This is a genomic window from Solwaraspora sp. WMMA2059, assembly GCF_027497315.1.
Taxonomy (GTDB): Bacteria; Actinomycetota; Actinomycetes; order Mycobacteriales; family Micromonosporaceae; genus Micromonospora_E.
Genome location: NZ_CP114908.1, coordinates 4,826,742 through 4,851,292, shown reverse-complemented (window position 1 = coordinate 4,851,292; position 24,551 = coordinate 4,826,742). Strand labels below are relative to the sequence as shown.

The window sequence follows — 24,551 nt, the reverse complement described above, 5'->3', positions numbered from 1 at the left end:
CACGGGGACCTCCTGGACCGGTCGGGCTGTGCTTCCAGGATCACCCACCGCAGGCCACGGTGGTTGCCCTGGATTGCCGTTGTCCCGTACCTGTCGGCTCAGCTGGAGGTGCACTCGGCCAGGTAGTCGACGACGGCGGCCAGCCCGCCCGGCCGCCGCGCGGCGAGCCGCTGCCGGCGGGCGCCGGTGCCGTCGGCGAGCAGCCGGTCCACCCCGTCGACCACCATCCGGTGGGCGTGCTGGGCGTGCAGCTGCGGCTCCACCGCCGCGACCAGGTCACCGATCAGGTCGGCGGCCGGCCGGAGCCGACCGGTGCCCGGGTCCAGGCCGGCGCCGTCCAACCCGTCGCGCGCCGCCCGCCAGTACGCCACCCGCAGCAGCTCGTCCGGTACGTCGGGCGCGGGCACCCCCTGCTCGACCAGCGCCGACAGTCGGGTCACCAGGGCGCGGACCACGGCCGCGTACAGCGCGGTCTCCTCGACGGTGAGCGCGGCGTCGGCGACTGGGCCGCCGAGTCGAACTTCGGCGGCGGACCGGCCACCGGCCAGCGCGGCCAGGTCATCGTCCGCCAACTGGCGTAGCCGGAGTCCCGGTTGTCCCAGAACGGCGAGTTCGCCGTGAGGGTCAGCAGGACCGGCAGGTACGGCCGCAGATGGTTGCCGACCTGCACCGCCCGCTCCCGGTCAGGCATCTCCACGTGCACATGCAACGCGCAGATGGCCAGGTCGTCGTGCAGGCCGCGGAACGTCTCGACGCCCCGGTCCTGCCGTGGACCGGTGGTGATCGGCGGCGGCACCGGCCCGGCGACGGCGGCCGAACCGGTGGCCACCAGCCGCAGTCCGCGCTCCCGGGCGCACCCGCCGGCGACCTTGCGGGCCTCGGCCAGCTGAGCCGCCAGCTCGGTGGGCCCGACGCACGGTTCAGTGCGGGTCTCCACCTGCAGCGGGGTGATCTCCCCGGCCACCCGACCGGGCAGCCGGGACGTGGCGCCGGCGACGACCTCGGCGGCGCGCGGCACCGGGGCCCGGCTGCCCGCGTCAACGACGAGGAACTCCTCTTCCACCCCGAACCGGGGGGCGTTGTACCGGGAGGCGATGTCCGGCTGTCGGCTGGTCGGACTCATTGCGGCAGCGACCTCCACGGCTGGCTCGACGTCGGCCGCGGTCCGGCCGTCCGGAGCCTAACCGGTGGGCGCGTGGTCCCGTGACGTCGATAGTGCACTAAGCCGACGATCGTCCATAATGTCAATGATCATCGCAGCCAGCAATGCCGTCCTGTCCGACATCTGTGACAGGTCCGCCCATTCGCTACGGGCGTGCGACCCGCCGCCGACCACCCCCAGGCCGTCCAAGGTGGGTATGCCCATCGACCCGGTGAAGTTCGCGTCGGACGCGCCCGGTGCGCGTACCCCGACCAACGGTGGCAGCCCCATCCGCTGCCCGACCCGCTGGGCCACCTCCAGCAGCGGCACCGCCACCGACTCGGGCAGCGGGTACCGGTTCACCCCGCCGTCGACGTCGAGCGTGGCGTCGGCCAGCCGCGTCGGCAACGTCCGGATCATCCGGTCCACCCGGTGCAGTTCATCGCGGGTCCAGGCCCGTACGTCGACACTGAACTCGGCCGTCTCCGGCACCTGGTTGGTCATGACGCCGCCGTGCAGCACGGTAGGTGTGACCGTGGTGCCGTCGGCGGCCAACGACCGTACCGCCAGCACCTGATGGGCCAGCTCGACCGCCGCGTTCACCCCGCGGTGCGGCTCCACGCCGGCGTGCGCCGACCGGCCATGGACGGTGATCCGGTAGACCGAGCCGCCCTTGCGGGCCACCTTCAGCCCACCGTCCTCACTGCTCGGTTCGCCGACCAGCACCACCCCGGACCGGCCGGCCTGCTGCTCGATCAGCGGCCGGGAGGTCGGCGACCCGCTCTCCTCGTCGCAGGTCAGCAGCAGGCCGACCCGGGACGGGTCGGGCAGCAGCGCCAGCGCGCCGAGCAGCTGCACGATCCCGCCCTTCATGTCGCACACCCCCGGCCCGGTGGCGATCGGGCCGGACACGGTGAACGGCCAGTCGGTGACGGTGCCCGCCGGCCAGACCGTGTCGTAGTGGCCGAGCAGCAACACCTGCTGATCGGCCGCCGGCCAGAGCAGGTGTGGCAGCCCGTCGCGGACGATCCGCCGGGCCGGTCGGCCAAAGACCTCCCTGCCCCAGGCATCGAGCAGGTCGGCGCAGTCGTTCAGCAGCCGGACCGCGCCCGGCGGGGACTCGGCGGCCACCAGTGTGCCGAGTCGCCGTACCATCTCCGTCGCCTGGCCCCCCGCAGCGCGCCGGAGCTTGTCCAAGTCAGCCATGCGGCGATCGTGGCACCGGCTCTGAGCCAGCAGCAATCCGCTAGCGTGCCCACCTCATCGCTGTGCGTGTTGATCCTGGGTGGTGCGACCGACCGGGCACTTTAGAAGAACCGCGCCGGCCGGCGGCCCGGCATCATCCCTGTGGGACCGGGCCGCCGACCGGCGGCGGCCGACCGCCGCAGGAGGGCGCCGGATGGCATACATCGATCTTGGTCTGGACGAGACGGAGCACCCGGGGATCACCGGCCTGTTCCGGTACCGGCCGGAGACCGCCGCGCCGCTCGGCGCGCTCGCCGATGTGCTGCTGCACGCGCCGCACCCGACGCTGAGTCCGGGGGAGCGCGAGCTGATCGCCGCGTACGTGTCCGAGCGCAACGAGTGCTCGTTCTGCTCCGCGTCGCATTCGGCGTTCGCCGCCGAGCAACTCGACGGTGGAATGCCGATGGTGCAGGCGGTCCAGGTGGACGTCGACGGCGCCGCGATCACGCCGAAGCTGCGCGCCCTGCTGAAGATCGCCGGCGCCGTCGCCCGGTCCGGCCGGCAGGTCGACGCCGCGCTGGTCGACGCCGCCCGAGTGGCCGGCGCCACCGACCTGGAAGTCCACGACACGGTGCTGATCGCGGCGGCGTTCTGCATGTTCAACCGCTACGTGGACGGACTCGGTACGGTGCTGCCGGCCGACCCGGGCGTCTACGCCGAGCGGGCGCAGCAGGTGGCCGCCAACGGATACGGCGGTTGACCCTGCGCACACGTCACCCGGTCACTGCGGCCGCCGGCAGGTCAGCGGCTGTTGTACGGCATGGTGGGGAACCAGCCGTAGTCGAACATCGCCGGCAGCCGCACGTCCCAGTAGACGACCATGAAGACACCGAGCGCGATCAGCAGCCCGCCGGTGACTGCGGCGGTCCGGGCCGGGTCGGCGGCCAGCCAGCGGATCAGCCCGCCCCGGGTGACCATGACGAGCAGCGCGAACACCGCCGAGACAATGACGATGTTGCCCAGCGACTGCAGGATGAACGCGCCGGCGCCGTACAGCGGGTTGCCGCTGTCCACCGCCCAGACGAACAGCTTGTTGAACAGCGGGTACGGCCGGCCGATCAGGAAGCCGCCGACAAGCGCACCGAGGGTGACCACCCGGGCCACCGGGCGGCGGGCGAACGGATCCGGCAGTACGCCGATCGCGGCGAGCCCGAGGTAGGCGAAGGCCAGCCCGATCAGCCCGAACACCACCATGGACTGAATCAGGCGTACCGGCAGCCCGCCGACCGAGCCGGTCGACAGCTGCGGCAGCCGGTCGCCGAGCAGCACCCCGATGAAGCCGTACGCCCCGGCGACGGCGACCATGCCGAGGGTGAGCCAGCCGATCGGCCGCAGCAGGCTGCGCAGCCCGGCGCGGGTCGCCGCGCCGCCGCTGGCCTGGCTCATCGGACCGATCGACGCGGCCATCGCCACGTTACAGGCGGTGAAGGTGCCGGCTAGCCCGGTCACGAACGCGAACACCAGGCCGGCGCCGGTGCCGCCGATCGCGGTCGCCTTGGCGTCGTGGCCGAGCAGTGCGTTCGCGACATTGTCACCGATCACGTGGTCGACGAAGTCGTACGACCAGAGCACCGCGAGCAGCACTCCGGCTGCGGCGCCGAGCAGCACGATCCGGGTCCGGGAGACCGGGGCCGGATAGCCGGACACCGGTGGGATGATCTGGGGCTGTGGAGACCCACTCCTGGAGATGGTCATGCGCCGATCATTTGTGCGGCGGGAGCTGCTGTCCTCTCAGATCTTGCCCCGCTCGGTGCCGTTCGACGCGGATGACGCCCAAGACGGCAATCCGCGACAACTCCGCGACACCGGCAACGGCCAGGATTGAGCTATGCCGGTCACCTCGGACCAGTGGCGGTCCGCCGCCACCTCCGCTCCAGACGTGCTACGACGGCTGCTCACCCTGGTGGACGGCGTGCCCGCCGCCCACCCGGTGACGGCCCACTGGAGCCTCGCCGACACCATGGCCCATCTGGCCACCATCACCGCGATGGACATCGCGCTGGTCACCGGCGGTGTCCCGAACCTGCCGGTGCCGGAGATCAACGAGCTGCGGGCGACGACGACGGTCGACACCGTCGCCGAGATGAACCGGCGGGTGCTGGCACAGTTCACCGAGCGCGACGTGCCGGCGTTGTCGGCCCGGTTGCGCGCCGACGTCGCGGAGCTGACCCGGCTGGCCGACGCGGCCGACCCGGATCACGAGGTGAGCTGGCTCGGCGCCGCCCAGCTGCCGGTCGCCGGTCTCTACTCCCATCTGCTCAACGAGATGAACATCCACGCCTGGGACATCGCCCGGTCGGTCGGCGGACGCTGGCACACCGACCCGCACCAGGCGGCGCTGTTCGTCGACGTCTTCCTGGCTGGCGTCACGCGCTGCGGCTACGGCCGGCTGCTCGACCACGACCGGCCGGTCCGCACCGGGCGGATCTCGGTGACCTTCCACCCGCGTACCGGTGGCCCGACCACCCTGGCGCTGGTCGACGGCCGGGTGCTGCTGGAGCCGGTCGACCCGAGGCCGGACGTACGACTGCGCTACGACCCGGCGACGTTCAACCTGATGCTGTTCGGCCGGGTGGGCCGGCTGCGGGCGGCGCTCGCCCGCAAGGTGGCGGTCGGCGGTCGGCGGCCGTGGCTGCTGCCCACATTCATGTCGACGATGCGACTGCCGTCCTGACGTGCATCCCGTCTCGACGCGTATCCGTCGTGGTCACCCTGACCGCGCTGGGTAACAGCCTTGACGCAGAAGCGTAGTGTGACGTACACAACCATCGCTGTTCGTCGATCGTGGTGGGAGTCACCGTGATCGGCGGCGGAGGGAGCGTACGCCCATGTCCGACCCGGCGCCGTACAACCGGCGCTCATTCCTCAGCGGAGTGATCGCCACCGGGACCCTGGCCGCGGTCGCCACCTACGCCGCCCCCGGCGGCCGACTGCAATCGCGCGTCGAGCTGCGACTGTCCACAGGCGGAGACCCGACCGGCGCCCGAGACCTGCTGGTGAGCATGTGGAACGAGACAAACCCGCAGACCATCGTACGGGTCGACCCGATCGACAGCGGCTCCGGCGACGAACGCCGGATCATGCTGGAGAAGGCCGCCGCCGGTGAGGCCGACCTGCTCAACCTCGACATCGTCGACGTGCCCGAGTTCGCCACCAACGGTCTGATCGAGAAGATCCCGCCGACCGGCGGGCGGCAACTCATCACCCCCCTCGACCAGGTCAGCCGGGTGCCCGACGAACCCGGCGTGTACTGGGCCGCGCCGTTCAACACCGACGTCGGCATGCTGTTCACCCGGCTCGACGGCGACTCCACCGAGGCGCCGCCCCGCCGGCTGCCCGACCTGCTCGCCACGATCCCGGACGGGTCGCAGCAGTTCGTCGGCCAGCTGCGCCCCAACGTATCGGCGTTCTACGAGGCGTTCGTGGTCAACGTCCTGGAACACGCCGTTGCCGAGCGACCCGCCGTACTGAAACCACCGGGAACGCCCGGTGTCGAACGGCCCGCCGACCGGATCTCCACCGACCTTGAACTGTGGAAGGCCGCGCTGAAGCCGTTGAAGGACGCGATCGACGCTGGAAAGGTGCTGACATCCGGTGGCGAGCCCGAGTCACTCGAGGCGTTCGGCGCGGCCGACTCCACGATCCGGTACCTGCGCAGCTGGCCGGTCGAGTACCGCAAGCTGCAACTTGCCGGCAACCGGGACGTGGCAACCGGACGGATCCGGGTCGACCCGCTCAGCCAGGGCATCCTCGGCGGCCAGAGCCTGGCCGTCGTCGCCGGTTCGCGCTACGTCGACCGCGCCCTGGCGTTCATCTCGTTCGCCACCAGCGAAGGTGCGCAGAAGATCCTCGCCTCGCACGGCATCGCGCCGACCGCGATCGGCGCGTACAACGACCCGAACCTGCGGGCCTCGATCCCGCACCTGGTCAGAGTGCGCGAGGCGGTGGAGAACTCGCTGCCCCGGCCGGTGCACCCTGGTTACCGACGGTTCTCCGACGTGGTCAAGGAGCATGTCGAGCGGTTTCTCTACGAGGACCAGGACCTGTCGCCACAGTTCACCACGGAGATGGCCAGTGCGCTGGCCTGACCCCGGGGCCGGCGGCACGGTCCGGAGAGGTACGTCGTGCAGATAGAACCATGGCACGTCCCGCTGTTGGTGATGGCGGGCATCATCGTGCTCGAACTTCTCGCCGTCCTGGTGCTCCGCGACGCCGGACCGGCGGTACGGCAGTTCCTGCGCACCGCCGGCCTCGGCACGCTCGCCCTGGTGCTGCTGGTCGTCGTCGTGGTCAGCATCGGCCCGTCGCTGGCCGACCAGTTGGCCAGCGTCGCCGCCGCGATCGCCGGTATCGCCGCGCTGTGGCTGACCTACCGGTCACACCGGCCGTCGGCCGCGCCGCCGGCGGTGGCCGAGCAGGCCCGCACGGCGGAGCCCGGCGGCGGCCAACGATCCGCCGGGGAGGACGGCCGCGACCGTCAACAGGCGAGCTGACCCGCCCGTGGGCTACACCGCCGCGCTGTGGGCGGTGCGCAGCGCGGACGCGAACGTCTCGACCGGCTGTGCCCCGGAGACCCCCCACCGGTCGTTCAGCACGAAGAACGGCACTCCGGTGGCACCCAGCCGGCGGGCGGCCCGGGCGTCCGCGTCAACCTCGGCGGCGTACCCGTCGCCGAGGACCACCTGCTCGGCGTCGGCCCGGTCCAGGCCGACCTCGACGGCGAGCCCGACCAGGGTCTGCGGGTCGTCCAGCACCGCGCCTTCGGCAAGGTGCGCCCGCATCAGCCGCTCGTGCAGCGGCCCGCCGAGCCCGTTCGCCGAGGCGAACTGGTTCAACCGGTGCGCGTCGAAGGTGTTCACCGAGACCGCGCGGTCCAGTGCGTAGGTCAGGCCCTCGGCGACGGCCAACTCGCTGACCCGCTGGGTCATCGCCCGGACCTGGGCCGGTGACCCGCCGGTCCGGCGGGCCAGCATCTCGGGCACCGGCAGCGGCTCACCGTGCGTGGGGTCCAGCTGGAAGCTGCGCCAACGCACCTGCACCCGGTCGGCGTACGGGAACTGCTCCAACGCGGTGTGCAGCCGTCGCTTCCCGATGTAGCACCAGGGGCAGATCACGTCGGACCACACGTCGATCCGGACCAGGGGGGTGGCGGCGGCGTCGGCCCGGTCGCCGGTCGTTGAGGTCGTCATCGTCACCTTCCAGGCCCGGGTTGGTCCCGCCGAGGGTAACCGGGTGCCGCGTCGCCGCCGGGGGCAACGTGCGAGACACCCTCGTCGGTGACACCCTTCGGGACACATTTCCGGGGTACTGCCCAGTAACAGGTGGAGCGGCCGGCGCTCGGCTGACACGATGACGGCGCATCAGGTGGGTACGCACCGACCAACTGGGCCATGCGCAGCGAGTTGTTTTTCAACTACAGTGCGCGATAACCGGGCCTGAAGTGGGAACAACCGGGCCCAAGCAAGCAACAACCGGGTCGAAGCAAGCAGAAAATGGACTGCCGAATGAGCAGTCGAGCCGGGCAACGTACCTTTTGTGGAGACTGCCAGCATCACCAGCGTTGCCCGTACGGAACCCGGCCTGGCAGCCGGCGCCGACCCCGACCTGATCGGTGGGCTCCGGCTCCGGCCCGACGCCCGGGCCCTGCAGCTCGACCGGTACGGCCGGGTGGTGCGCGTCTCGGCCGGCCTGACCCGGTGGATCGGCTGGTCGGGCGCGCAGCTCGCCGGACGCCCGTTCGAGCTGGTGCTGCACCCGGACCGGCGGGCCTGGTTCCGCCACCGGTTCAGCATCCTGCTGACCGACGCGTACCCGCACTTCGTCGGCCTGGCCGAGGTGACCACCACCGACGGCCGCCTCGCCTCCAGCCACATCACCGCCGTGGCGGTCCGCGGGACGGAGCCGCCGGCCGACTCGGTGCTGGTGCTGCTCACCCCGGAGAACCGGGTACGCCGCCCGCAGCTGACCGAGGTCGGCGCCCGGGTGCTGGAAGGGCTCGCCGGTGGCGCCTCGACCGCCGAGCTGGCCGCCAGCCTGCATTTGAGCCGCAAGGGCGTCGAGTACCACGTGACCGCGCTGCTGCGCCAGGCGCGAGTGACCAACCGGACCGCGTTGGTCGCCTGGGCGTACCACTGCGGGGTCCTGGTGCCCGGCAGCTGGCCGCCCCGGCTGGCACCCGAGGCCCGGGAGCAGGTCCGCCCGCGCGCCCGGACCTCAGCCGCCGCCCAGCACGCGTAGGCCGGCAGCGCCGACGGTCCGGCCTGGCTCAGGTGCCGGCCTGGCTCAGGTGCCGGCCTGGCTCAGCGGCGGCCCCGGCCCGGCGGCGCCAGCGGTGAATAGCGGATCCGCGGCCCCGCAGCCTGCTTCACTGGGGTCCGCTTCGGTCTGATCCGTTCCGAGTGTGCCTGCTCCGAGTGTGCCTGGGCCGCACGGGCCTGGTCCGGGTGGCGGGCGGCCCGGTGCCGCATCAGCAACCAGACACCGAGACCGCCGAGCAAGGCCCCCATCAGGACCGCCAGCACCAGCCGCACCGTGCCGCCGAAGACGATCTGCCCGAGTGACGCGCCGACGATCCACCGGGCGATCCACGCGCCGACCGTCGACTCCGCCACCGGACTGGTGCCCGCTGCAACCGGCATGACTGCCTCCCCTGACCACGGTATCGATCCTTGGCGTTCCCGTGCAGGCCAAGCGGAAACCATGTCGGCAACTTGACGGCGGTCACACCCCTGCCGGCCGGACTATCCGGCCGTACCGTAGATGGTGTCCTTCAAGGAGCGGACCTGGGCAAACTGGTCACGGATCAGTGCGGTGGCGGCCTGCTGCACGCGTACCGAGAATTCGTCCTCCCGGAACCGGCGCAGGCTGCCCGGCACGATCCGCACCGTCCAGTCCCGCATCCCGCGAACCTCGATCTGCACCGAACCGTCGTCGGACCGGCCTTCGGCGACGATGCCGCCCCGGGCCGACTGGTAGTCGATATCGCGCGGCCCGACCGGCGGGTCCTCGCCGGACACCGGGGTGCCGAGCGCCTCGCTGACCGCCGCCCAGTACGCCTTCATCCTGCCTGCCCACAACAGCCGGCCCAGCCCGGCCAACTGCTGCTCGACGTAGCGCTCGTCCAGCCACTGGTAGCGGCCGGCGGCGAAGGCGACCCGTACGCAGTCGCGGCCGCGCAGCTCACCGGAGATCGCGCCGCCCGGCGCGAGCGCCGTCACGTGCATGTTGTCGAGTCGATCGGCCAGCAGTCCCACGATCCGTTCCCCCAGTCTGTGTCGTCGAAGTGGGTGTGTGGAGAGGCGTTGTGGATGGTCGAGCTAAACGGTCGAGGTGGGGCGGTCGAGGTGGGCGGTCGCCGTCAGGTCGAGTAGCCCATGAACAGCGGCCCGGTCACGTCTGACTGGGTCGCGTCGGCCAGCGCCGGCCGTTTCGCGACGAAGCTGTCCCGCTGCTGCGCCACGGCCTGGCAGCAGCTGGTTAGCGCGTGGGCGATCTTCTGCTCCTGCTCGCCGATGTAGCCGTGCAGCAGCCGGATCGCATCGCGCATCGAGTCGACGACCGCCGGCGCCGTCTCACCCTGGAACCGGACCGCCGGCGGGTCGTCGGGCACCCCGGCAGCCGCCACCTGTGACGAGGCCCCGACAGCGGTCAACCCCAGCGAGAGCCCGAAGCTGACCGGGGCGAGCGCCACACCGGCCACCGCCGCCACTGACGACACCACGGTGAAGGTCATCACCCACTCGTTCTTGCCGCAGTCGTCCATCCGGTCCAGCGCGGTGATCGTGTCGTGGGCGATCTTGTCGATGTCGTCGCGCGCCCGGACCCAGATCTCCCGCTCCGCGTCCAGCGCCGCCCTGAGGACCGCGATCCCCATGAACTGGTTGTAGACGATCGACGGGAACGGGGAGATGAAGTTGCTCTTGAACTCCATCGCGGCCCGACCCGTCCAGCTCTCGATGTGGCTCTCCGCGTCAAGCATCTCGTCGAGATCGTGGTTGGCGCGGTAGCTTGCGCGGGTCACTGGATCCTCGGAGATCCATCCCGACGACAATTGCTTGAGCGCTTGGTCGACAACACTGATCCGGCTGCTGAACGCTGCTGGGTCAGGCATCTCGGCGAACGCCTGGAACAGCTCCGGAATGTCGCCGAACATCTGCTCGACCCGCTGGCGGGTCTCCTGCTCGCCGTGCCGCGGTGCCAGTTGCGGTTCACCGGCCGGGGCTGCCGGGCGCGCCCCGGACTCGGTCAGCGCCTTCAACGTCGCCTGCTGTTGGATCTCGTACGCGTGCTGCATCAGGTTGTCGAAGCTCATCCGATGTCGGCCCTCGGCTCACCGTTGACCTCCAACAACCGGGCGAACTCACTGGCCGCTTCGTAGTCGGCACGGGCGTACTCGACGGTTGCGACGCAGAGTGCGTCCGCCGTCGCTTCGATGTTGTCGGCCGTGTCGTGGCAGATCTTCGCCAGGATGTTGTGCAGCTCGACCCACGGTTGGTACGCCGGACCGTACGGCACGCCGGGCAGATTGCCTGAGCGGACGAACGCCCCGGCGACGCCGACGGCGGCAGCATCGAGAGCGTCACCGGCCGCCGAGTAGACCGCCGCCACGGTGGGGAGATTGTCCCGGCCGGCACGCCAGAGCCCGTACAGGTCCGCGCCCAATCTGCTGCCGCTGTTGGGCTCACTGTTCGTCACGTGATCCTCCATCTGCCCGTCGAATGGCCGACCCTGCCAGCCGGTTAGTTGAAGGGAGCTGCCGTCGACCACCCCGGCGAACTGGGCGCGGGGCCGAAGTCGCAGTAGGGGTAGCTCTCGGTCCGGGAGTCGTCGATGTTTGACGGAATGCCGGTGTCGATGTACGTCACCTGCTCGCGCTGGTCAGTGCCGCACCGGCCGGGTCCTTTGTCGCCGTCGATGCTGCCGCCGACGATCTGGCCGGTGGCGTCCCGGAAGATGGTGCCGACGCCCCGGGTGAACAGGCCGGTGCAGTACGGCGACGCCATCCGGTAGTACACGATCCCACTATGCGACTCCGCGTCGACGATGGTGGTGCGGTCGTGTGTGGTGGTGACCCCGGCGACCTCGTCCGGCCGGTGCTCGACCCAGGTGGTGGCACCGAGCGTGGTGTCCACCTCGACTCGGTCGGCGGCGTCGGCCGCCTCGTCGACGTACACGGCGGTGCCGACGCCGGACCGGGCACCGGGCAGCAGCAACGGCACCTCCAGCAGCACCGTCCCGCCGCCGTCTCCGACCACGACGGTGTCGCCGGCGCCGTCGCGCACGTCGAAAGAGACCCGGGTGCGGTAGGCGACGTACCTGCTGGTGTTCTCGACGATCACCCCGATGCTCGCGGTCGCCGAGCCGGGTCGACGCACCGGCGGGACGATCGTCACGCCGGATTCGACGACCCGCAGCCCGCCGCCGTCGGGTGCCTCGGCGGACGGGCCGGCGGTGCCGGTGAGTGGGCCGTCGGGTGCCTCGATACAGGACGCTGCCGGGTCGGGCTCCGAGTCGGGTGAGCAGGCGGCGGTGACGGCGGCGGCCGCGATCAGGACGACGGCGAGCGCCGCCGGCACGGTTGGCCGGAGCCGGATCGATGCGGGCATGGCGCGCCTGTTCCCCACTCTTGAGCCGATGGACTGCCGCGGTTACCCCAACGTACTACATGGACACATTCCGTAGGTGGTGCAGGGAGGTTGCGGTGACTCTAGGTGAGGATGATCAGTCTGCTGAGCTCCTGTCGTCAATCCGTCACTTTCCGGTACGGCTCAGTCGGCGATCGCCTGCTGGCCCTGCCGCAGCGCGGCGGCCATCGCATCCCGGTATCCGGACAGTTCGGTACCGTGCCGGTCGACCGCAGCGTCCAGCGCCTTCTCCCACGCCAGCCGCTGCGCCTCACGCAGGCCGGTCCGGTCGGCACATCCGGCGTCTGCGACGGCGAGCCCGATCTCCTTCTCCCGGGCCACCTCGGCCGGCCACGGGCCGCCCTCCGGCACCGGACCGCCCGGCCGCTCACCGACCGGGTAGTGGAAGTACTGGGCGAAGCGCCGGGCGTCCGCCGGGTCGAGCAGCTGCGGTTGGCCGGCCTGCTGGAGGCAGTCCGACCAGGCGGCCGTCGCCGAGGTCACGGTCGGATCGGCGGCGTAACCGGCGCGTGCCGCCTCGTCGATCACGGTCACCGGGCTCGGCGGCGCGGCGACCTTGCCGTACACAGCGGACCGGGCCTCGCCGACGCAGCCGCCGAGCGTCGGGTTGCCAGCGTCGTCGGTGAGCGTCTCGCCGTCTGCGGCACCGGTCAGCGCCTCCTGGTAGCGGCGCTCCTCGGCCGGTGACGGCCAGGTGAACCGTTCGGTGGTGGCGCCCGCACCGGCATTGGCATCGGCCTCGCCGGCGGTCTCGGCAGCTCGGATGCCGTACCCGTTCGCTTCTGCCTCGTCCAGCGTCGGTGACTGCTGCGGTGGCACGACCGCCGGCCCGGGAAGCCCGGCCGGGAGCTGGGCGGGAAACCGGTCGATGCCGGCGTCGCGCAGGCATGCTTCGGTGAGCCGGCCGACGACGGCACGTACCTGCGGGTCCATCTCCAGCGTGGCGGCGAGCAGCGGATGCTGGCCCGACACCGGATCGGATCCGGCGGGCTGCCCGCCCGAACCGGCCGGCGACTCGGCTGCCTCGTCGGATGTCGACGGCTCCGGTGAGCAGGCCGCCAGCATCGCCAGTACGCCGACCATCGCGGCGGTGGGCAGCAGCTTGCCGAGGCGTTCGTGGTGCAGCATGTTCAGACCGTCTCCGTTGATCATTGTTGCGGGTCGTCAGGGGGCGCGCAGTGCTGGTAGACCTCGGTCCGGGTGTCGGCCGCGGCCGGCGGCAGACTGCTCGGCAGCAGCGTCGACCCGGGGTGCCGGCCGGGCAGGCAGGCGTGCGGCGAGACGGCGGGGTCGAAGCCCCCGCCGACCACCGTGCCGGCGTCGTCGCGGAACACCGCGCTGGTGCCGACTGAGGTCCACTTTCGGCAGTACGGTGAGTGGACCTCGTAGGTTACCGTGGCGTCGATCTGGTCCGTACCGTGCCGCCGGGTCTCCAGATGCCGGGTGGTGATTCCGCCGGCCGTGGTTGCCGCAGCGTCTACGGCCGCGTCCCGGGTCGCATCTGGCGTGTCTGCGGTCGCTGTCGCGGTCCAGGTCGCGCCGGAGACGGTGGCGTTCACCCGGGCGACCTCGACCCGCTGGCCGTCCTCGGACCGGATCCAGAACTGGCCGCCCACGCCGACGCGTTCGCCGGGGAGGATGACCGGGATCTCCCGGGGCTGGTCGAGGATCGTGGTGAGGACTGCGGACTCACCCGCACTGTCGAGGACGTGGAAGGTCACCAGGGCACGATGCGCGGTGTGCGTACTCGTGTTGGCGACGACGGTGCCGATGCTGACCATGGAGTTGCGGGTGATCGGCGCCGAGCTGCTGCCGAGCTGGGTGAAGCCGGACTCGACCACGTCGAGCCCGTTGCCGTCCGGCGCGGCAGTGGCTGTCGCTTCCTCTGCCGCCGATGGTGTCGCTCGATCCGGCGGGCCGATGCACGGCGCGGTGGGGGTTGCGGTCGCGTCCGGCTGACCTCGCATCTGCAGGGCGACAGCCGCACCGGCGGTCACCACCGCGACGAACACCACTACGGACAGAGGCATGAGGATCTTTCGCCTTAGTCGGCTGGGATCAGGGGCATCCACGGTCGGTGTGGCCATGAAGCGTACTCCCACTTTCCAATGCGGACTGAAGGCGGCTCTGCCACGGTACAGCCTGGCAACCGTCGATGCCGACCGCAGCGCGGCCGGCTGCTCGCCGCCGCCGGTCGCAGGTGCGGGTGGGCGGCGTGCCGCTCGTCATGGCTCCCGGGGCAGGTGTCGCCACAGTCTTGATGCCACAGGTGCATCAAGATGCACCTGTGGCATCAACCCCGAAGGCATACCAGCCCGCCGGCCGGTAACGCTGCGTACAACTTCGGCCCCCTCGCCTGTGACGACGGCTCATCTGTCGGGACGGATTCCAACGGGATCCCGAGTGGGGTCGGCACGCTCCCACTCACCTTCGTGGAAGTGGTTCGCGAACACCATGTGGTTGGTGTTCTCGAGGTAGCGCTTGCGGCGCTGAAGGCGGCCACCCGTGTACGTCCATCAGTGACGATTAAGGCATGCCAGACGCTTATCCGGTCCCGATCCTGGGCAGGAACGTCGCCCGAGACCAGGCACCCGACCATCGGTGGCAGATCGGCCTTACGGCGATGATTTGCCCGAGCGGATTGCTCGCCACCTGGCACCCGCTTGGTGTGGCAGGTCCGTCCTTGCGCGATCGTGGGTGCCGACCGAATGCCACCGACCGCCGGCTCGGGCGGAGGCGTAGGCGGCGGCGATCACCTCCGCGACGGTCAGCGCGGGCGCAGCCAGCGCCCGTACATCGCTTGCGGAGACGACGTGGCGGAGTACCTCGCGAGCCATCTCCGGCATCCAGTCAGCGTGGGTGTGACCGTTCCTGGTCTGAGCCGGGACCGGTCCGGTGACCCGGCCGCCAGGCACCGCACCCGACTGGCCGTCGAGGACGACTGCAGCGGTGCCGTACTCGCCGATGACCCGGTACGCGGTCCGTCTGCTGACCGCACGCCAGTCGAGCGTGACCATCGCGGTGAGACCGCCGCCGAGGCGTAGCCGCAACTCGCTCCAATCATCGATGCCGGAAGCGCCGTACCGGATCCGGCAGGACACCTGGCGGATCTGCCGGTCGCAGAGCCACTCGGTGAGGTACACGCAGTGTGCGCCGTGATCGACCAGGATTCCGCCACCTGCGACGCCACGGTCGCTGCGCCAGCCGGGTCGCCAGTCCGAGATGCCGGGGGCAGGCCGGGTGCGGTCGATGGTGATCTCGACCCGCTGCGGCCGACCGATGCGTGCTGGTGAGCACTGTTCGCGTAGCGCGTTCAGGACCGGCGCAAAGAGGTAGTTGTGTCCAGGGAAGATGATCCGGGCCCGAGCGCTGGCGAGGTCGATCAGTCGTCGGCCGTTGACCGGGTCGAGGAAGACGGGCTTTTCGCAGAAGACATGCGCACCGCGCAGCAAAGACTCTTCGATGTACGTCTCGTGGCTGCTCGGCGGGGTGCAGATCAGCGCCAGGTCGACCTCGGCGCTGAGCTCGGTCAACGACCCGACGACCTCTGCGTGAGGGTGGTGGCGACAGGCGATCCGTCGCCTCGTCGGAGTCGAGTCCACGACCGCGACGACAGCCGCGTCCGGCATGGCGGAATAGCAGCGTGCATGGGCCTCGCCGCAGCGGCCGTAGCCAACCACCGCGACTCTGATCACTGCTCGTCCCAGTGCCGTCGGAGCACTTCGGACAGGGTGTCGGCAGCCGCCATCAGTTCGGCCTCGTCAGCGGTCAGCGGCGGGTACAACCGGAGCGTACGCCCTCCGGTCATGACCAGGACCCCGGCGCTGAGCAACTGGTGGAAGACGTGGCGCAGTTGCTCCTTGTTGGCGATGTCCAACTCGATCCCGATCGCGAGGCCCCGGCCGCGCACCTCGGCGACCGGTGGAAGATCGACCAGGCATTCCGAGAGCCGAGCGAGCAGCCGTTCGCCGAGCAGGCGCGCCCGACCGGCCAGATCCTGCTCCCGCACGGCCTCGGCGACAACCGCGACGGCCCGGCAGGCCAGAGGGAATCCGCCGTAGCTCGACGAACTCGCGCTGGGCGCGCCGAACGGTCCGCGTTGCATGAGTTCCAGCGACGAGCAGACTGCGGACACCGGGTAGCCGTTACCGAGCCCTTTGCCGAGCACCATGATGTCCGGGCGTACGTCTGGGCGGTCGCTGGCGAAAACCTCGCCGGTACGCCCCATGCCGGTCATCGACTCGTCGGCGATGAGCAGCGCTTCATGCTCGTCGGCGAGTTGCCGGAGTCGGGCCAGATAGCCGGCTGGCGGCACCACGTTGCCGGCCCGGCCCTGCACCGGTTCGACGAGTACGGCGGCGAGTGCGCCGCTGGACTGCTCCCGCAGGACGTCGCGTGCCAGGTCGACGCAGGCGAAGTCGCAGCTGGGATAGGACAGGCGCAGGGGACATCGGGCGCAGTCGGCGTACGGGGCACTGATGCTTCCAGGCACCGGCGGGCCGAGGCCGTTGCGGGCACCGCTGGTGTGGGCGAGGCTGCCCATGGTCCGGCCATGGAACGACTGCCAGAACGAAAGGATCTCGTACCGTCCGGTGGCGGACTTCGCCAGCCGGATGGCGGCCTCGACCGCTTCGCTGCCGCTGCTGTAGAGCTGGATGCGGTTGAGCTGCTCAGGCAGCAGACGCTGGAGCTGCCGCCCCATGTCCCGTCGGGCGTCCGATCCGTGGGCACCGATCGTCCAGCGTTGCAACTGATCTGCCATCGCCCGGACATAGCCGGGGTGCGAGTGACCGAGCAGGTTGACACCGGCGGAACCCATGAGATCGGTGACGCGACTACCGTCCGGCTGGATCAACTGCATGCCGCGAGCCTCGGCGATAACCAGTCCTGCCCATCCAACGGCCTCGGAGATCCCAGGACCCAGGACAGGATCCTCGGCCGAGAACGAGTCGGCACCCACTGTCGCCCGGCTATCCCGTACGCCGGACGACCGCGACGCGGAATCCGGTCGCCGGATGTCGTTGGGTAGCGAGCATCTGGTTGCGGGTGTAGGAGTTGGCGCACTCCGTACCGTAGTGGTAGGCGCCGCCGCGGATGACGTACCGCGCGTCGGGCGACGAGCCGTTCGCTTCCCGACCGTCGTCGGCCCGGTACGGGTAGTGGTATTCCGGTTGCCGTCCGGAGGCGCCCCACCTGCTGCGGGTCCACTCCGACACGTTGCCGATCAGATCCTGGCACCCTGCTGCGCTGTCGCCCTGGGGCGAGAACCGGCCCGGCGCGACGACCTCGTCGAGGCCGGTGGCGCGGATGTTCGTCCGGCGACCGTGAGGGTCGGCGGCGCTACCCCACGGGTAGGGATCGCCCCGCCCGTTACCGGCGGCGTACTCCCATTCGGCTTCGCTGGGTAGCACGACGCGCTGGTCTGCGGTCAGCCGGCCGATGGCCTGCAGATGTCGGGTGAGCCAGTCGCAGTAACGGACGGCGTCGTGCCAGGACACCATCACCACCGGCAGGTCGGGCTCATCCCACAGATGATTCTCACCGGTGACCCAGTGTCCGGGACAAGGCCCGTCAGTGGATGCGACGAACGCCAGGTACTGGCGGTTGGTCACCACTGTGCGGGCCAGCTCGAACGGCGGGAGTAGGAGCAGGTGCCGGGGCCGGCACGAGCTGAACCTGCTGTCTGGCGAGTCGAAGCCGATGACGACCTCGCCACCGGGGTGGGACACGAAGTCGGGCAGGGCCGGCCGGTGCAGTGCGTCGCTGATCCCGGCGGCCGAAATCCGCCCGTTGTCGAGGAGTTCCTGCAGCGTGGGCTGCTCTGACCGGCGGTCCATGGAGTCCGCGTAGCTGCGCACCTCGTCGGCGGTGTCGTGGGTGGCAACCCGCTGCAGACAGATCCGCGCGTACACGCTGCTGGGCGCGAGAGTGGCCAGTTCTGCGACGGCGTCGAGACGCGACCCTGCGTGCGGTGAGTAGAGGTCCTCGCGCACGTAGTCGGGCAGCTGCTCTTCGGGGTATTTCCCGCTGAGAACGATCGGTCGGTCGACGGTGCTGACATGCACCGCTACCCCGCTGGCCCGGGTGCGGTCCGCCGCACGGTGCAAAACCTCGTTCAGCGGCCGGAGCTCGCCGGAAGCGGCCAGGTCGCCGAGTTCGGCGGCGAGGGCGTCGTGGCAGGCGTGCCCGACTGCGGCTGCCGGCCCGGGGATGGACGCCAGCAGGTGCACGCCGGGTATCGGCGACAGCGGTGCGCTCCCGGTCGGCGCGGTGGTGAGATCGGCGCAGATCACGACGCTTCCTGTCGCGTCGCAGCCGTGCAGCCCGGCGACCAGGTCGGCCATCGGCAACATACTGCCGGGACGACCCGGCACGGAGTTCGGGAGTACGAGGGAAACCAGGCCACCGGTCCTGCGGTCAAAGTGCACGACGTGACCGGCCAACGCCACGAGCAGCATGCCGGCGCCGCCAAGTTCCCGAACTGCGGCTCTGACCGCCCGGAGCGTGCCGGTCGGACTGCCGAACTGCCCGGACCTGAGCACGACCGGGCGCACGTCGAAGTGCTGACGCAGCTGCCACTGGAGGTCCTCGCCGGTCCTGCCACCGCGTTGACCGGGGATGGTGGGAAAGGCCGAGGACCGCTGGGGTGCGAGAAAGAGTGCTCCGACTGTCAGAGATGGGCCGCGATCCATGTCACCGTCTCGCGGTGGACGATTTCTCTCTCGTGCGGCCGTTCCAGACAATGATCGCCGCCGTCGATGACAACCACCTTCCTCGCTCCGCCGACGAGCTCGGCCGCTCGCACGCTCTGCTGGAAAGGTACCTCCCGGTCGGCCGTGCCGTGAATGAACAACACCGGTGTGGCGAGGCCGACGAGCGGCGCACTGACATCTACGACCTGTTGTAGTTCGTGGAGGAAGTCCAAGCCGATCTGCTCGCCGTCGATCTCGGAAAATCCCTCATGTTCTGCCACTTCGAGGTGGGCTGGGTGCAGGTAGGACTCGAAGGTGCCGTCCAGCAGCCAGATGGCCGGCCACAGCATGACAATCGCCTTGTACGCCGGATCGAGGTCGCTCAGGCCGATGGTGGCCCCGAAACTCTCGCCGATCAACACCCACGCGCCCGGCCGGAATCTCTCGTCGACGAACTTTCGCACAGCGCGCATCTCATGAACCTGCCGGCGGATGGTCATGTCGCGGTAGCGGCCGGTGCTCTCGCCGCAGCCCCTGAAGTCGAACCGCACCGACGCGATGCCAAGCTCGGCGAGTTGCCGAGCAAGGTTCGCGTACAGCTGCTCGGGTCCGTCCTTCTCGCCGCCGGGTCCACCGTGCAGCATCAGCACCATGCATCTGCCTGCCCTGCCTGTCGGCTGCGTCACCACCGTTGCGAGTTCGTCATCTTCAACACTGACGCGATACCGCAACTCCTCCGCTGTAGCTGGCATGCTCTGAGCCCTCCCGGTGTATCTCAATCGCCACCTACGGTCATTTCGGTGAATCGGATTCTCGGTTTCCGGAACACAACAAGCCACAACCACGGCCAGAACAGGGCGCGGACTGCGTACCTTGCTAGTGCCTCCGCCTCGGCCTGCTCGCCGATCAGCGACAAGCTGTGAGCGTCGGCCGCTGCCTGGAGCGCGTACCTCCTGGCCCTGATCATCCGACCTTGGAACAGGTGTAGGCGAGCATCTGTCAGGTCGACTCTCACCAACTGGCGTACATCGCGGTACCTGACAGCGATGCGGCGTGCCTGATCGAGAAGCAGCATGGCGTCCTGAAAAGCGCCACCCATCATGGTGACTTCGGCGAGATCACGAATCGCGTAGGCCTTGCCCCGCTCCCAGGGCAGCTCTTCGCATGAGTCGAGGAACCGCCGTACGGTCCGTGCACACTGATCGACTCGACCCAGATGCCAGTAGGCGGCCCCGACCAGCGACTGAATGTCGATCATGTTGTTGAAGTCGCCGACGGACCGGGCCATCTCCTCGGCGTCCTCACCGGCGTTCTTGACGACAGCCAGCGCCTCGACCGCCTTGCCGGCTCGGAAGAGTTGAAACCCGACACATCTGAGCTGACGTGCGATTTCCTTGACCGAACCGATCTCGCGGGCGATGCGGAGGCCGAGATCGGCGGTACGGGCAGCGGCTGCCTCTTCGCCCCGGATGGCATGCGTCGACGAGATCACGGACAACGCGAGCGAGCGTTCTTCGCTCTGCCCGCGTGCCGTCGCCGCCTGGTAGGCCACCCAGCCGAGGTCGATCCGATCATCGAAGAGCCCCAGCGTGAAGAAGATGTCGAGGGTGACTTCGAAGAGCTTGAAGCTCTGCTCGAACGCTCTGTTGTGGTGCCGATCCCGGATGAGCAGTCGGATGGCGTCGAGGTGGGCTTCAGCGCCGGACGCATCCTCCCAGTGCTGGCCGAACCGACTGATGAAGTGGTCGGCGAGGCAGGTCGCGATTCCGTTGAGCTCCTCCTGTGACGTGTGGTTGAGCACGAACAGGCGTAGCGCTGCCGAGCAGGTATAGAAGGTGGTGTCATGCCGCTGATGTGAGGAGATCAGCCCGTCCGACCACAAGCGTTCCGCGAGGTCCTCAACCTCGCCCTGCGGCAGATTGAGAGCAACGCATAGCTGCTCCGCGTTCGCGCTTCCGTTAAGGAATGCGCAAACGCTCAGCAGGCTTCGCCCGGTCGTACTGATGTCATGCCACACCGCAGTGAACAACGCGTCAGTCAGCTGTGTGGATCCGGCCTCCAGCTGACCTAATCTGATCGAGAAACTCCGGCCTTCGTGTGCACACGCCAGAGCGAAGAGTTCGATCGCTCGCGGGTTCCCTCCCAACAGCTCGTGTAACCGGGACAGCGTCGCTCGGTCGGCGTTGAGGATGTCGGTCACGCCGCGGCGGGTCGCCTCCCGGATCAGCAGCTCCTCTGTGTATCTCTGTTGAAGTTCCTGGAGCATTACACGTGGTGCCGGCAGCCGGCCCGGGGTGTTCGCGCTGACGATAGCAAGGGATCCACTCGGCAGGGTCCGTAGAAAGTCGACCAGGTGGTGGGCGTCCGTCGCAGTGAGCCGCAGATTGTCGATGACCAGTACCGCCGGGTGACTGGCGAGAAACGCGCGCAGCACCTCTGCCTTGTGCTCTGCTGGTGCCGCAGACAAAGTTGGGTCGCCGGCGGCCAACCCGAGGGTACGAGCGAGATCGGCAAGGCCGAGCGCGCCGTTGTGCGCGTCGAACCAGACGAGCGAGGCGTATGCCCGTGCCTTCTGCCGGCCGGTGCCGCGCTGCGCTAGCCGGTGGGCCACCTCGGTGGCCAGCGCACTTTTCCCGGCACCAATGCTGCCCTCAATGGAGACGAGGTACTCGCCACGGTCGAGATGCTGCAGGACCTGGGCAACCTCGTCGGTACGGTCGACGAGCTGAGTGCGTGAGGGCAGCAGGATCTTGGGTGGTTGGCGCCTCGGCTGTCCGCCACGGCGCCATCGTCCGATCAACGGGGGCAGGGCGAGTACCGCCGCGATGACCGCCAGCAGCGCGGAGAGCAGGCCGAGCAGCTCGTTGACACCAGCGGTGATGCCATCCACAGCCGTGACGCCACCTTAAGCACCAGAAGGTCGGTCAACGCCCTCGACGTCGCGAAGGTCGTACCAGTCTGCGGGAGGTGCTTACGGTGCGCAATGGCCTAGTCGCCGAACAGTCACTGACCTGCGCCGTTGGAGATCAAGGTAGACGGAGGTCTGCAAGGCGCAGCGGTCCGTCCGAGGTGGCGCCTCCGCGCAGCGGCTGTGGTGGGCAGTGACTTGTCCCCGTTCGACAGAATGTCGGACCCACGGGGTAGACATGCTCGATCACTTTCCACGTCACTTATGGAGTGCCACTGATGTCGCTTGCTGACCGCCTGCTCGACGCGGTTCACGAAGATCGTTCGTATGCGGGCATCGTGTTCAACGGGGTGTACCAGCCGGTGGGCGGGCCGGGCGGCAAGATCATGCCGCCGACTTTCCCGATACCCGACCGGGAGAAGGCCGCCGCCCAACGCGAAGGCCGGGAGCCGGTGCCGTACGCGGTCGAACGCCGGCTCATCGACGAGACGCTGTGCGACACCGTCATCGTCGACCAGGTGCCGTCGCAGGCCAACCGGGTCGAGGAGGCGTTGCTGGCGGCGCGCGACGGCGGCCGCCTCGACCTGCCGATCTTCGAGCTGACCATGAAAGAGGAAGGCGTACGGCTGACCTCGTTGGACTTCCCGCACCGGTATGCCGACGCCTACCTGCGCGACAGCGACGTGAACGGCGAGCGATTCGACCGTAGCCCGGTCGGCAAGGCGCTACGCTCGACCTCGGCCACCGACGTACGCCCGCTGTACCAGCGGGAACCGTATTCGTTGATCTTTGGGGCCTGGGATTCGCATCGTAAGGGGCGGTGGCCGAAGTTCCCCCGCGTCTACTCGTCGTCGATGTTCGGTATCGACTGGTCGATCGGGGACCGGCGGGCCGGCAAGGTCGACCCGGTCAACCTGACCGGCGCCATCGACGACAAGGGCAAGGCCGAGCGCGACTGGCGTTTCCTGCCGGAGGGCACGAAAGCCAAAGGCGGCAAGCTCAGCGAGATCGGGCATGGGCACATCGCGCCCAACACTGTGCACGGCGGGGTGACGGTGCGGGAGATCCGGCGGTACGGCTGGATCTCGCTGGCCGGTCTGGAGCGGCTGCGCTTCGGTGACGCGTCGGCCGAAGCGGCGACCGCAGCTCGGGCGACGCTCGCCGCCCTGGCCCTGGTCGGCGACCGGCTCGCCTTCGGTCGGGCCTCGCTGTGGCTGCGGTCCGGCTGTGACCTGACCCGCCATCGCGAGACCGTCTCCTTCGAAGGCGACGGCGGCTCGCTCGACCCGGTCGACGTGTCGACGGCCGAGGCGATCGAAGCCTTCCGGGAGCTGCGCAGCCGGGCAGCCGCCGCCGGGGTTCGGATGGACGACGACGTCATCGCGATCACCCCGATCAAGCCGCTCGCTGAGGCGATCCGGCACGCCCTCACCCAGTCCGTGGCAGAAGAGGCGTAGGTCCGGTGGTGCTGAGTATCACCGTACGGCTGAGGCAGGCCCGCTACGACGCGGCGGCGACCACACCCGTCGACGCGGAGTGGCCACCGCATCCAGCACGCCTGTTCAACGCGTTGGTCGCCGCCGTCGAGCACGGCAGCGGCAGCCCGGCCGAGTCCGCTGACCTGGCGGCGCTGCGCTGGCTGGAGCAGGCCGGCCCACCACTGGTCGCGGCGGTCGCGCCGACCGACGTGCACACCAGCGTCCGCAGCGGCTTCGTGGTCACCAACGCGACCGAGGCCAACGCTGGCAGCACGTTCTGGCCCGGCCGTACCAACCGTTCGAGCAGCCGCAGCAGCGCGCTGCCCGCCGACGACCGGGTCGCTTTCGTCTGGCCGGCCGCCGCACCCGACGACGGCGTGCTGTGGCGGCTGACCCGGCTGGCCCGGCGGGTGCCGTACCTGGGCCGGTCCACCGGCAACATCGAGATCACCGTGCACGACGAGCAGGTGCCGCACCGCCCGAGGTGGACGACGTACCAGCCGACCCGCATCGGCGCGCCGAGGTCGATCGAGCTGCGGGTGCCGTACCCCGGCTACACCGACCAGCTGATCGCCGCGTACGACAACGGGCAGCGGGCCTGGGAAACCGCGCGGTCGATCGCGTACGCGGTGGGCAGACCGCCGGAGCCCGACGAGCCGCCAGCACCGGCCGACGCGACCGGCCCGTACCGGACGCTGCTGGTGTGGCCGGTGCGGCGCGGGCACGTGCCGATCCGCGGCGACCGGATCCTGCAGGTCGCCGGCCTGCTGCGACGCACCGTGATGGACCGGGTGGCTGACCCGCTGCCGGCCCAGGTCAGCGGGCACGGCGCCGACGGCCGACCGCACCTGGCGTACCTGCCGCTGCTCGACATCGGCCACCGCCACGCAGACGGACACCTGCTCGGCGTCGCCGTCGCGCTGCCCACCGACCTGCCCGACACCGACCGCCGGGCGGTGCTGGCCGGACTGTTCGGCCGCACCGGCGACGACCCGATCCGGACCCTCACCGGCAACCAGTTCGGCCCGGTGCGGCTCGCTGACCCGGCTGAGCCGCCGACGACCTGGGGTGTGCGCGCCGACCGGTGGACCGGGCCGCCGCCCGGCGTACACCGATGGGTGACCGCCAGCCCGATGATGCTGGACCATTTCCCGAACCGCAGCCGCAGCGCCGCCGACATCGTCGCCGACGGGCTCGTCACCGCCGGCTATCCCCGGCCGGCGTCGGTGACCGTGCTCGACGCCCCGGTGCTGCGCGGCGCGATCAGCGCACCCCGGCGCGGCACCCTGCCGAAGCAGCGGCCGTCCCGACCACTGGTGCACTGCCGGATCAGCTTCGGCGAACCGGTACGCGGCCCGGTCATCGCCGGTGCCCTGCGCTACCTCGGCTGCGGCGTGTTCGTCCCGGAGGTGCCCGTTGCCCAACGATGAGCAAGCGGAGCGA

The 24,551-nt window shown here is 70.0% G+C and carries 24 protein-coding genes; 7 read left to right on the top strand and 17 right to left on the bottom strand.

Annotated elements, in window-relative coordinates; translation table 11 throughout:
* Nucleotides 1–98: 98 nt before the first annotated feature.
* From O7553_RS22200 to O7553_RS22190, 3 genes are read right to left on the bottom strand one after another with little or no spacing between them, the layout of a single operon-like run.
* Nucleotides 99–440 carry a hypothetical protein gene (locus O7553_RS22200; protein WP_281551606.1) on the bottom strand — a complete coding sequence of 114 codons (342 nt, stop codon included), beginning with the start codon at nt 438–440 and terminating at the stop codon, nt 99–101.
* Nucleotides 437–1,123 (bottom strand): glutamate-cysteine ligase family protein, encoded by a 687-nt coding sequence (locus O7553_RS22195; protein WP_281551605.1) that lies wholly within the window; start codon nt 1,121–1,123, stop codon nt 437–439. The genes O7553_RS22200 and O7553_RS22195 overlap by 4 nt, the downstream gene beginning before the upstream one ends.
* Nucleotides 1,124–1,180: 57 nt before the next feature.
* Nucleotides 1,181–2,347, bottom strand: coding sequence for a M20/M25/M40 family metallo-hydrolase (locus O7553_RS22190; RefSeq protein ID WP_281551604.1), 1,167 nt, complete (start codon nt 2,345–2,347; stop codon nt 1,181–1,183).
* Nucleotides 2,348–2,540: 193 nt separating this feature from the next.
* Between O7553_RS22190 and O7553_RS22185 the strand changes: the two genes are divergently transcribed.
* Entirely contained in the window at nt 2,541–3,086 is a 546-nt protein-coding gene (locus O7553_RS22185) for a carboxymuconolactone decarboxylase family protein (RefSeq protein WP_281551603.1), read from the top strand.
* A gap of 41 nt (nt 3,087–3,127) precedes the next feature.
* Here O7553_RS22185 and O7553_RS22180 read toward each other — a convergent pair whose 3' ends face one another.
* Nucleotides 3,128–4,033 (bottom strand): hypothetical protein, encoded by a 906-nt coding sequence (locus O7553_RS22180; protein WP_281551602.1) that lies wholly within the window; start codon nt 4,031–4,033, stop codon nt 3,128–3,130.
* 181 nt (nt 4,034–4,214) lie between these two features.
* On the opposite strand from O7553_RS22180, the gene O7553_RS22175 reads away from it, so the two are divergent.
* From O7553_RS22175 to O7553_RS22165, 3 genes are all read left to right on the top strand, one after another.
* Nucleotides 4,215–5,060 carry a hypothetical protein gene (locus O7553_RS22175; protein WP_281551601.1) on the top strand — a complete coding sequence of 282 codons (846 nt, stop codon included), beginning with the start codon at nt 4,215–4,217 and terminating at the stop codon, nt 5,058–5,060.
* Between the two features lie 154 nt (nt 5,061–5,214).
* Nucleotides 5,215–6,474, top strand: a complete 1,260-nt coding sequence (locus O7553_RS22170) for an extracellular solute-binding protein (protein ID WP_281551600.1) — start codon at nt 5,215–5,217, stop codon at nt 6,472–6,474.
* A gap of 36 nt (nt 6,475–6,510) precedes the next feature.
* On the top strand, nt 6,511–6,879 hold the full coding sequence (locus O7553_RS22165; protein ID WP_281551599.1) for a hypothetical protein: 369 nt from the start codon (nt 6,511–6,513) through the stop codon (nt 6,877–6,879).
* A 12-nt stretch (nt 6,880–6,891) separates the two neighbouring features.
* Here the strand turns inward: O7553_RS22165 and O7553_RS22160 are convergent, their stop codons facing one another.
* Entirely contained in the window at nt 6,892–7,575 is a 684-nt protein-coding gene (locus tag O7553_RS22160) for a DsbA family oxidoreductase (RefSeq protein ID WP_281551598.1), read from the bottom strand.
* Nucleotides 7,576–7,921: 346 nt separating this feature from the next.
* Here O7553_RS22160 and O7553_RS22155 point away from each other — a divergent pair, with 346 nt between their 5' ends.
* Nucleotides 7,922–8,623, top strand: a complete 702-nt coding sequence (locus O7553_RS22155) for a LuxR C-terminal-related transcriptional regulator (RefSeq protein WP_123603638.1) — start codon at nt 7,922–7,924, stop codon at nt 8,621–8,623.
* 62 nt (nt 8,624–8,685) lie between these two features.
* Here the strand turns inward: O7553_RS22155 and O7553_RS22150 are convergent, their stop codons facing one another.
* The 12 genes from O7553_RS22150 to O7553_RS22095 all read right to left on the bottom strand — a co-directional run bounded on the left by O7553_RS22150 (nt 8,686) and on the right by O7553_RS22095 (nt 21,612).
* Nucleotides 8,686–9,024 (bottom strand): hypothetical protein, encoded by a 339-nt coding sequence (locus O7553_RS22150; RefSeq protein ID WP_281551597.1) that lies wholly within the window; start codon nt 9,022–9,024, stop codon nt 8,686–8,688.
* 102 nt (nt 9,025–9,126) lie between these two features.
* The gene (locus O7553_RS22145) at nt 9,127–9,639 is read right to left on the bottom strand and encodes a hypothetical protein (RefSeq protein ID WP_281551596.1); all 513 of its coding nucleotides are present in this window, start codon (nt 9,637–9,639) and stop codon (nt 9,127–9,129) included.
* A gap of 104 nt (nt 9,640–9,743) precedes the next feature.
* On the bottom strand, nt 9,744–10,697 hold the full coding sequence (locus tag O7553_RS22140) for a hypothetical protein (RefSeq protein WP_281551595.1): 954 nt from the start codon (nt 10,695–10,697) through the stop codon (nt 9,744–9,746).
* The gene (locus O7553_RS22135) at nt 10,694–11,080 is read right to left on the bottom strand and encodes a hypothetical protein (protein ID WP_281551594.1); all 387 of its coding nucleotides are present in this window, start codon (nt 11,078–11,080) and stop codon (nt 10,694–10,696) included. The genes O7553_RS22140 and O7553_RS22135 overlap by 4 nt, the downstream gene beginning before the upstream one ends.
* A 44-nt stretch (nt 11,081–11,124) precedes the next feature.
* On the bottom strand, nt 11,125–11,991 hold the full coding sequence (locus tag O7553_RS22130) for a hypothetical protein (protein ID WP_281551593.1): 867 nt from the start codon (nt 11,989–11,991) through the stop codon (nt 11,125–11,127).
* A gap of 162 nt (nt 11,992–12,153) precedes the next feature.
* Complete coding sequence (locus tag O7553_RS22125) at nt 12,154–13,182, bottom strand: hypothetical protein (RefSeq protein WP_281551592.1); 1,029 nt, start codon at nt 13,180–13,182, stop codon at nt 12,154–12,156.
* Nucleotides 13,179–14,060, bottom strand: a complete 882-nt coding sequence (locus O7553_RS22120; RefSeq protein ID WP_281551591.1) for a hypothetical protein — start codon at nt 14,058–14,060, stop codon at nt 13,179–13,181. The genes O7553_RS22125 and O7553_RS22120 overlap by 4 nt, the downstream gene beginning before the upstream one ends.
* Before the next feature lie 585 nt (nt 14,061–14,645).
* Nucleotides 14,646–15,710, bottom strand: a complete 1,065-nt coding sequence (locus tag O7553_RS22115) for a Gfo/Idh/MocA family oxidoreductase (protein WP_281555702.1) — start codon at nt 15,708–15,710, stop codon at nt 14,646–14,648.
* 11 nt (nt 15,711–15,721) lie between these two features.
* Nucleotides 15,722–16,990 carry an aspartate aminotransferase family protein gene (locus tag O7553_RS22110; RefSeq protein WP_281551590.1) on the bottom strand — a complete coding sequence of 423 codons (1,269 nt, stop codon included), beginning with the start codon at nt 16,988–16,990 and terminating at the stop codon, nt 15,722–15,724.
* A 10-nt stretch (nt 16,991–17,000) separates the two neighbouring features.
* Nucleotides 17,001–18,374 (bottom strand): formylglycine-generating enzyme family protein, encoded by a 1,374-nt coding sequence (locus O7553_RS22105; protein ID WP_281551589.1) that lies wholly within the window; start codon nt 18,372–18,374, stop codon nt 17,001–17,003.
* Nucleotides 18,375–18,700: 326 nt separating this feature from the next.
* Nucleotides 18,701–19,375, bottom strand: a complete 675-nt coding sequence (locus O7553_RS22100) for an alpha/beta fold hydrolase (RefSeq protein ID WP_281551588.1) — start codon at nt 19,373–19,375, stop codon at nt 18,701–18,703.
* A gap of 122 nt (nt 19,376–19,497) precedes the next feature.
* Entirely contained in the window at nt 19,498–21,612 is a 2,115-nt protein-coding gene (locus O7553_RS22095; protein ID WP_281551587.1) for an ATP-binding protein, read from the bottom strand.
* 296 nt (nt 21,613–21,908) lie between these two features.
* Here O7553_RS22095 and cas7u point away from each other — a divergent pair, with 296 nt between their 5' ends.
* Nucleotides 21,909–23,087: a type I-U CRISPR-associated RAMP protein Csb1/Cas7u gene (gene cas7u / locus O7553_RS22090; protein WP_281551586.1), complete on the top strand. Its 1,179-nt coding sequence runs from the start codon at nt 21,909–21,911 to the stop codon at nt 23,085–23,087.
* An 8-nt stretch (nt 23,088–23,095) separates the two neighbouring features.
* A complete protein-coding gene (csb2, locus tag O7553_RS22085; RefSeq protein ID WP_281551585.1) occupies nt 23,096–24,538 on the top strand; it encodes a type I-U CRISPR-associated protein Csb2 in 1,443 nt (480 codons plus the stop codon).
* Nucleotides 24,539–24,551 lie beyond the last annotated feature (13 nt).

Bases quoted from the DNA above. Each gene is read 5' to 3' on its own strand.
- O7553_RS22160 (WP_281551598.1), bottom strand. From the start codon at position 7,575: ATGACGACCTCAACGACCGGCGACCGGGCCGACGCCGCCGCCACCCCC.
- O7553_RS22150 (WP_281551597.1), bottom strand. From the start codon at position 9,024: ATGCCGGTTGCAGCGGGCACCAGTCCGGTGGCGGAGTCGACGGTCGGC.
- O7553_RS22100 (WP_281551588.1), bottom strand. From the start codon at position 19,375: ATGGTGCTGATGCTGCACGGTGGACCCGGCGGCGAGAAGGACGGACCC.
- O7553_RS22130 (WP_281551593.1), bottom strand. From the start codon at position 11,991: ATGCCCGCATCGATCCGGCTCCGGCCAACCGTGCCGGCGGCGCTCGCC.
- O7553_RS22195 (WP_281551605.1), bottom strand. From the start codon at position 1,123: ATGAGTCCGACCAGCCGACAGCCGGACATCGCCTCCCGGTACAACGCC.
- O7553_RS22185 (WP_281551603.1), top strand. From the start codon at position 2,541: ATGGCATACATCGATCTTGGTCTGGACGAGACGGAGCACCCGGGGATC.
- O7553_RS22170 (WP_281551600.1), top strand. From the start codon at position 5,215: ATGTCCGACCCGGCGCCGTACAACCGGCGCTCATTCCTCAGCGGAGTG.
- O7553_RS22140 (WP_281551595.1), bottom strand. From the start codon at position 10,697: ATGAGCTTCGACAACCTGATGCAGCACGCGTACGAGATCCAACAGCAG.
- O7553_RS22105 (WP_281551589.1), bottom strand. From the start codon at position 18,374: ATGGCCGACCTGGTCGCCGGGCTGCACGGCTGCGACGCGACAGGAAGC.
- cas7u (WP_281551586.1), top strand. From the start codon at position 21,909: ATGTCGCTTGCTGACCGCCTGCTCGACGCGGTTCACGAAGATCGTTCG.
- O7553_RS22175 (WP_281551601.1), top strand. From the start codon at position 4,215: ATGCCGGTCACCTCGGACCAGTGGCGGTCCGCCGCCACCTCCGCTCCA.
- O7553_RS22120 (WP_281551591.1), bottom strand. From the start codon at position 14,060: ATGCCTCTGTCCGTAGTGGTGTTCGTCGCGGTGGTGACCGCCGGTGCG.
- O7553_RS22125 (WP_281551592.1), bottom strand. From the start codon at position 13,182: ATGATCAACGGAGACGGTCTGAACATGCTGCACCACGAACGCCTCGGC.
- O7553_RS22190 (WP_281551604.1), bottom strand. From the start codon at position 2,347: ATGGCTGACTTGGACAAGCTCCGGCGCGCTGCGGGGGGCCAGGCGACG.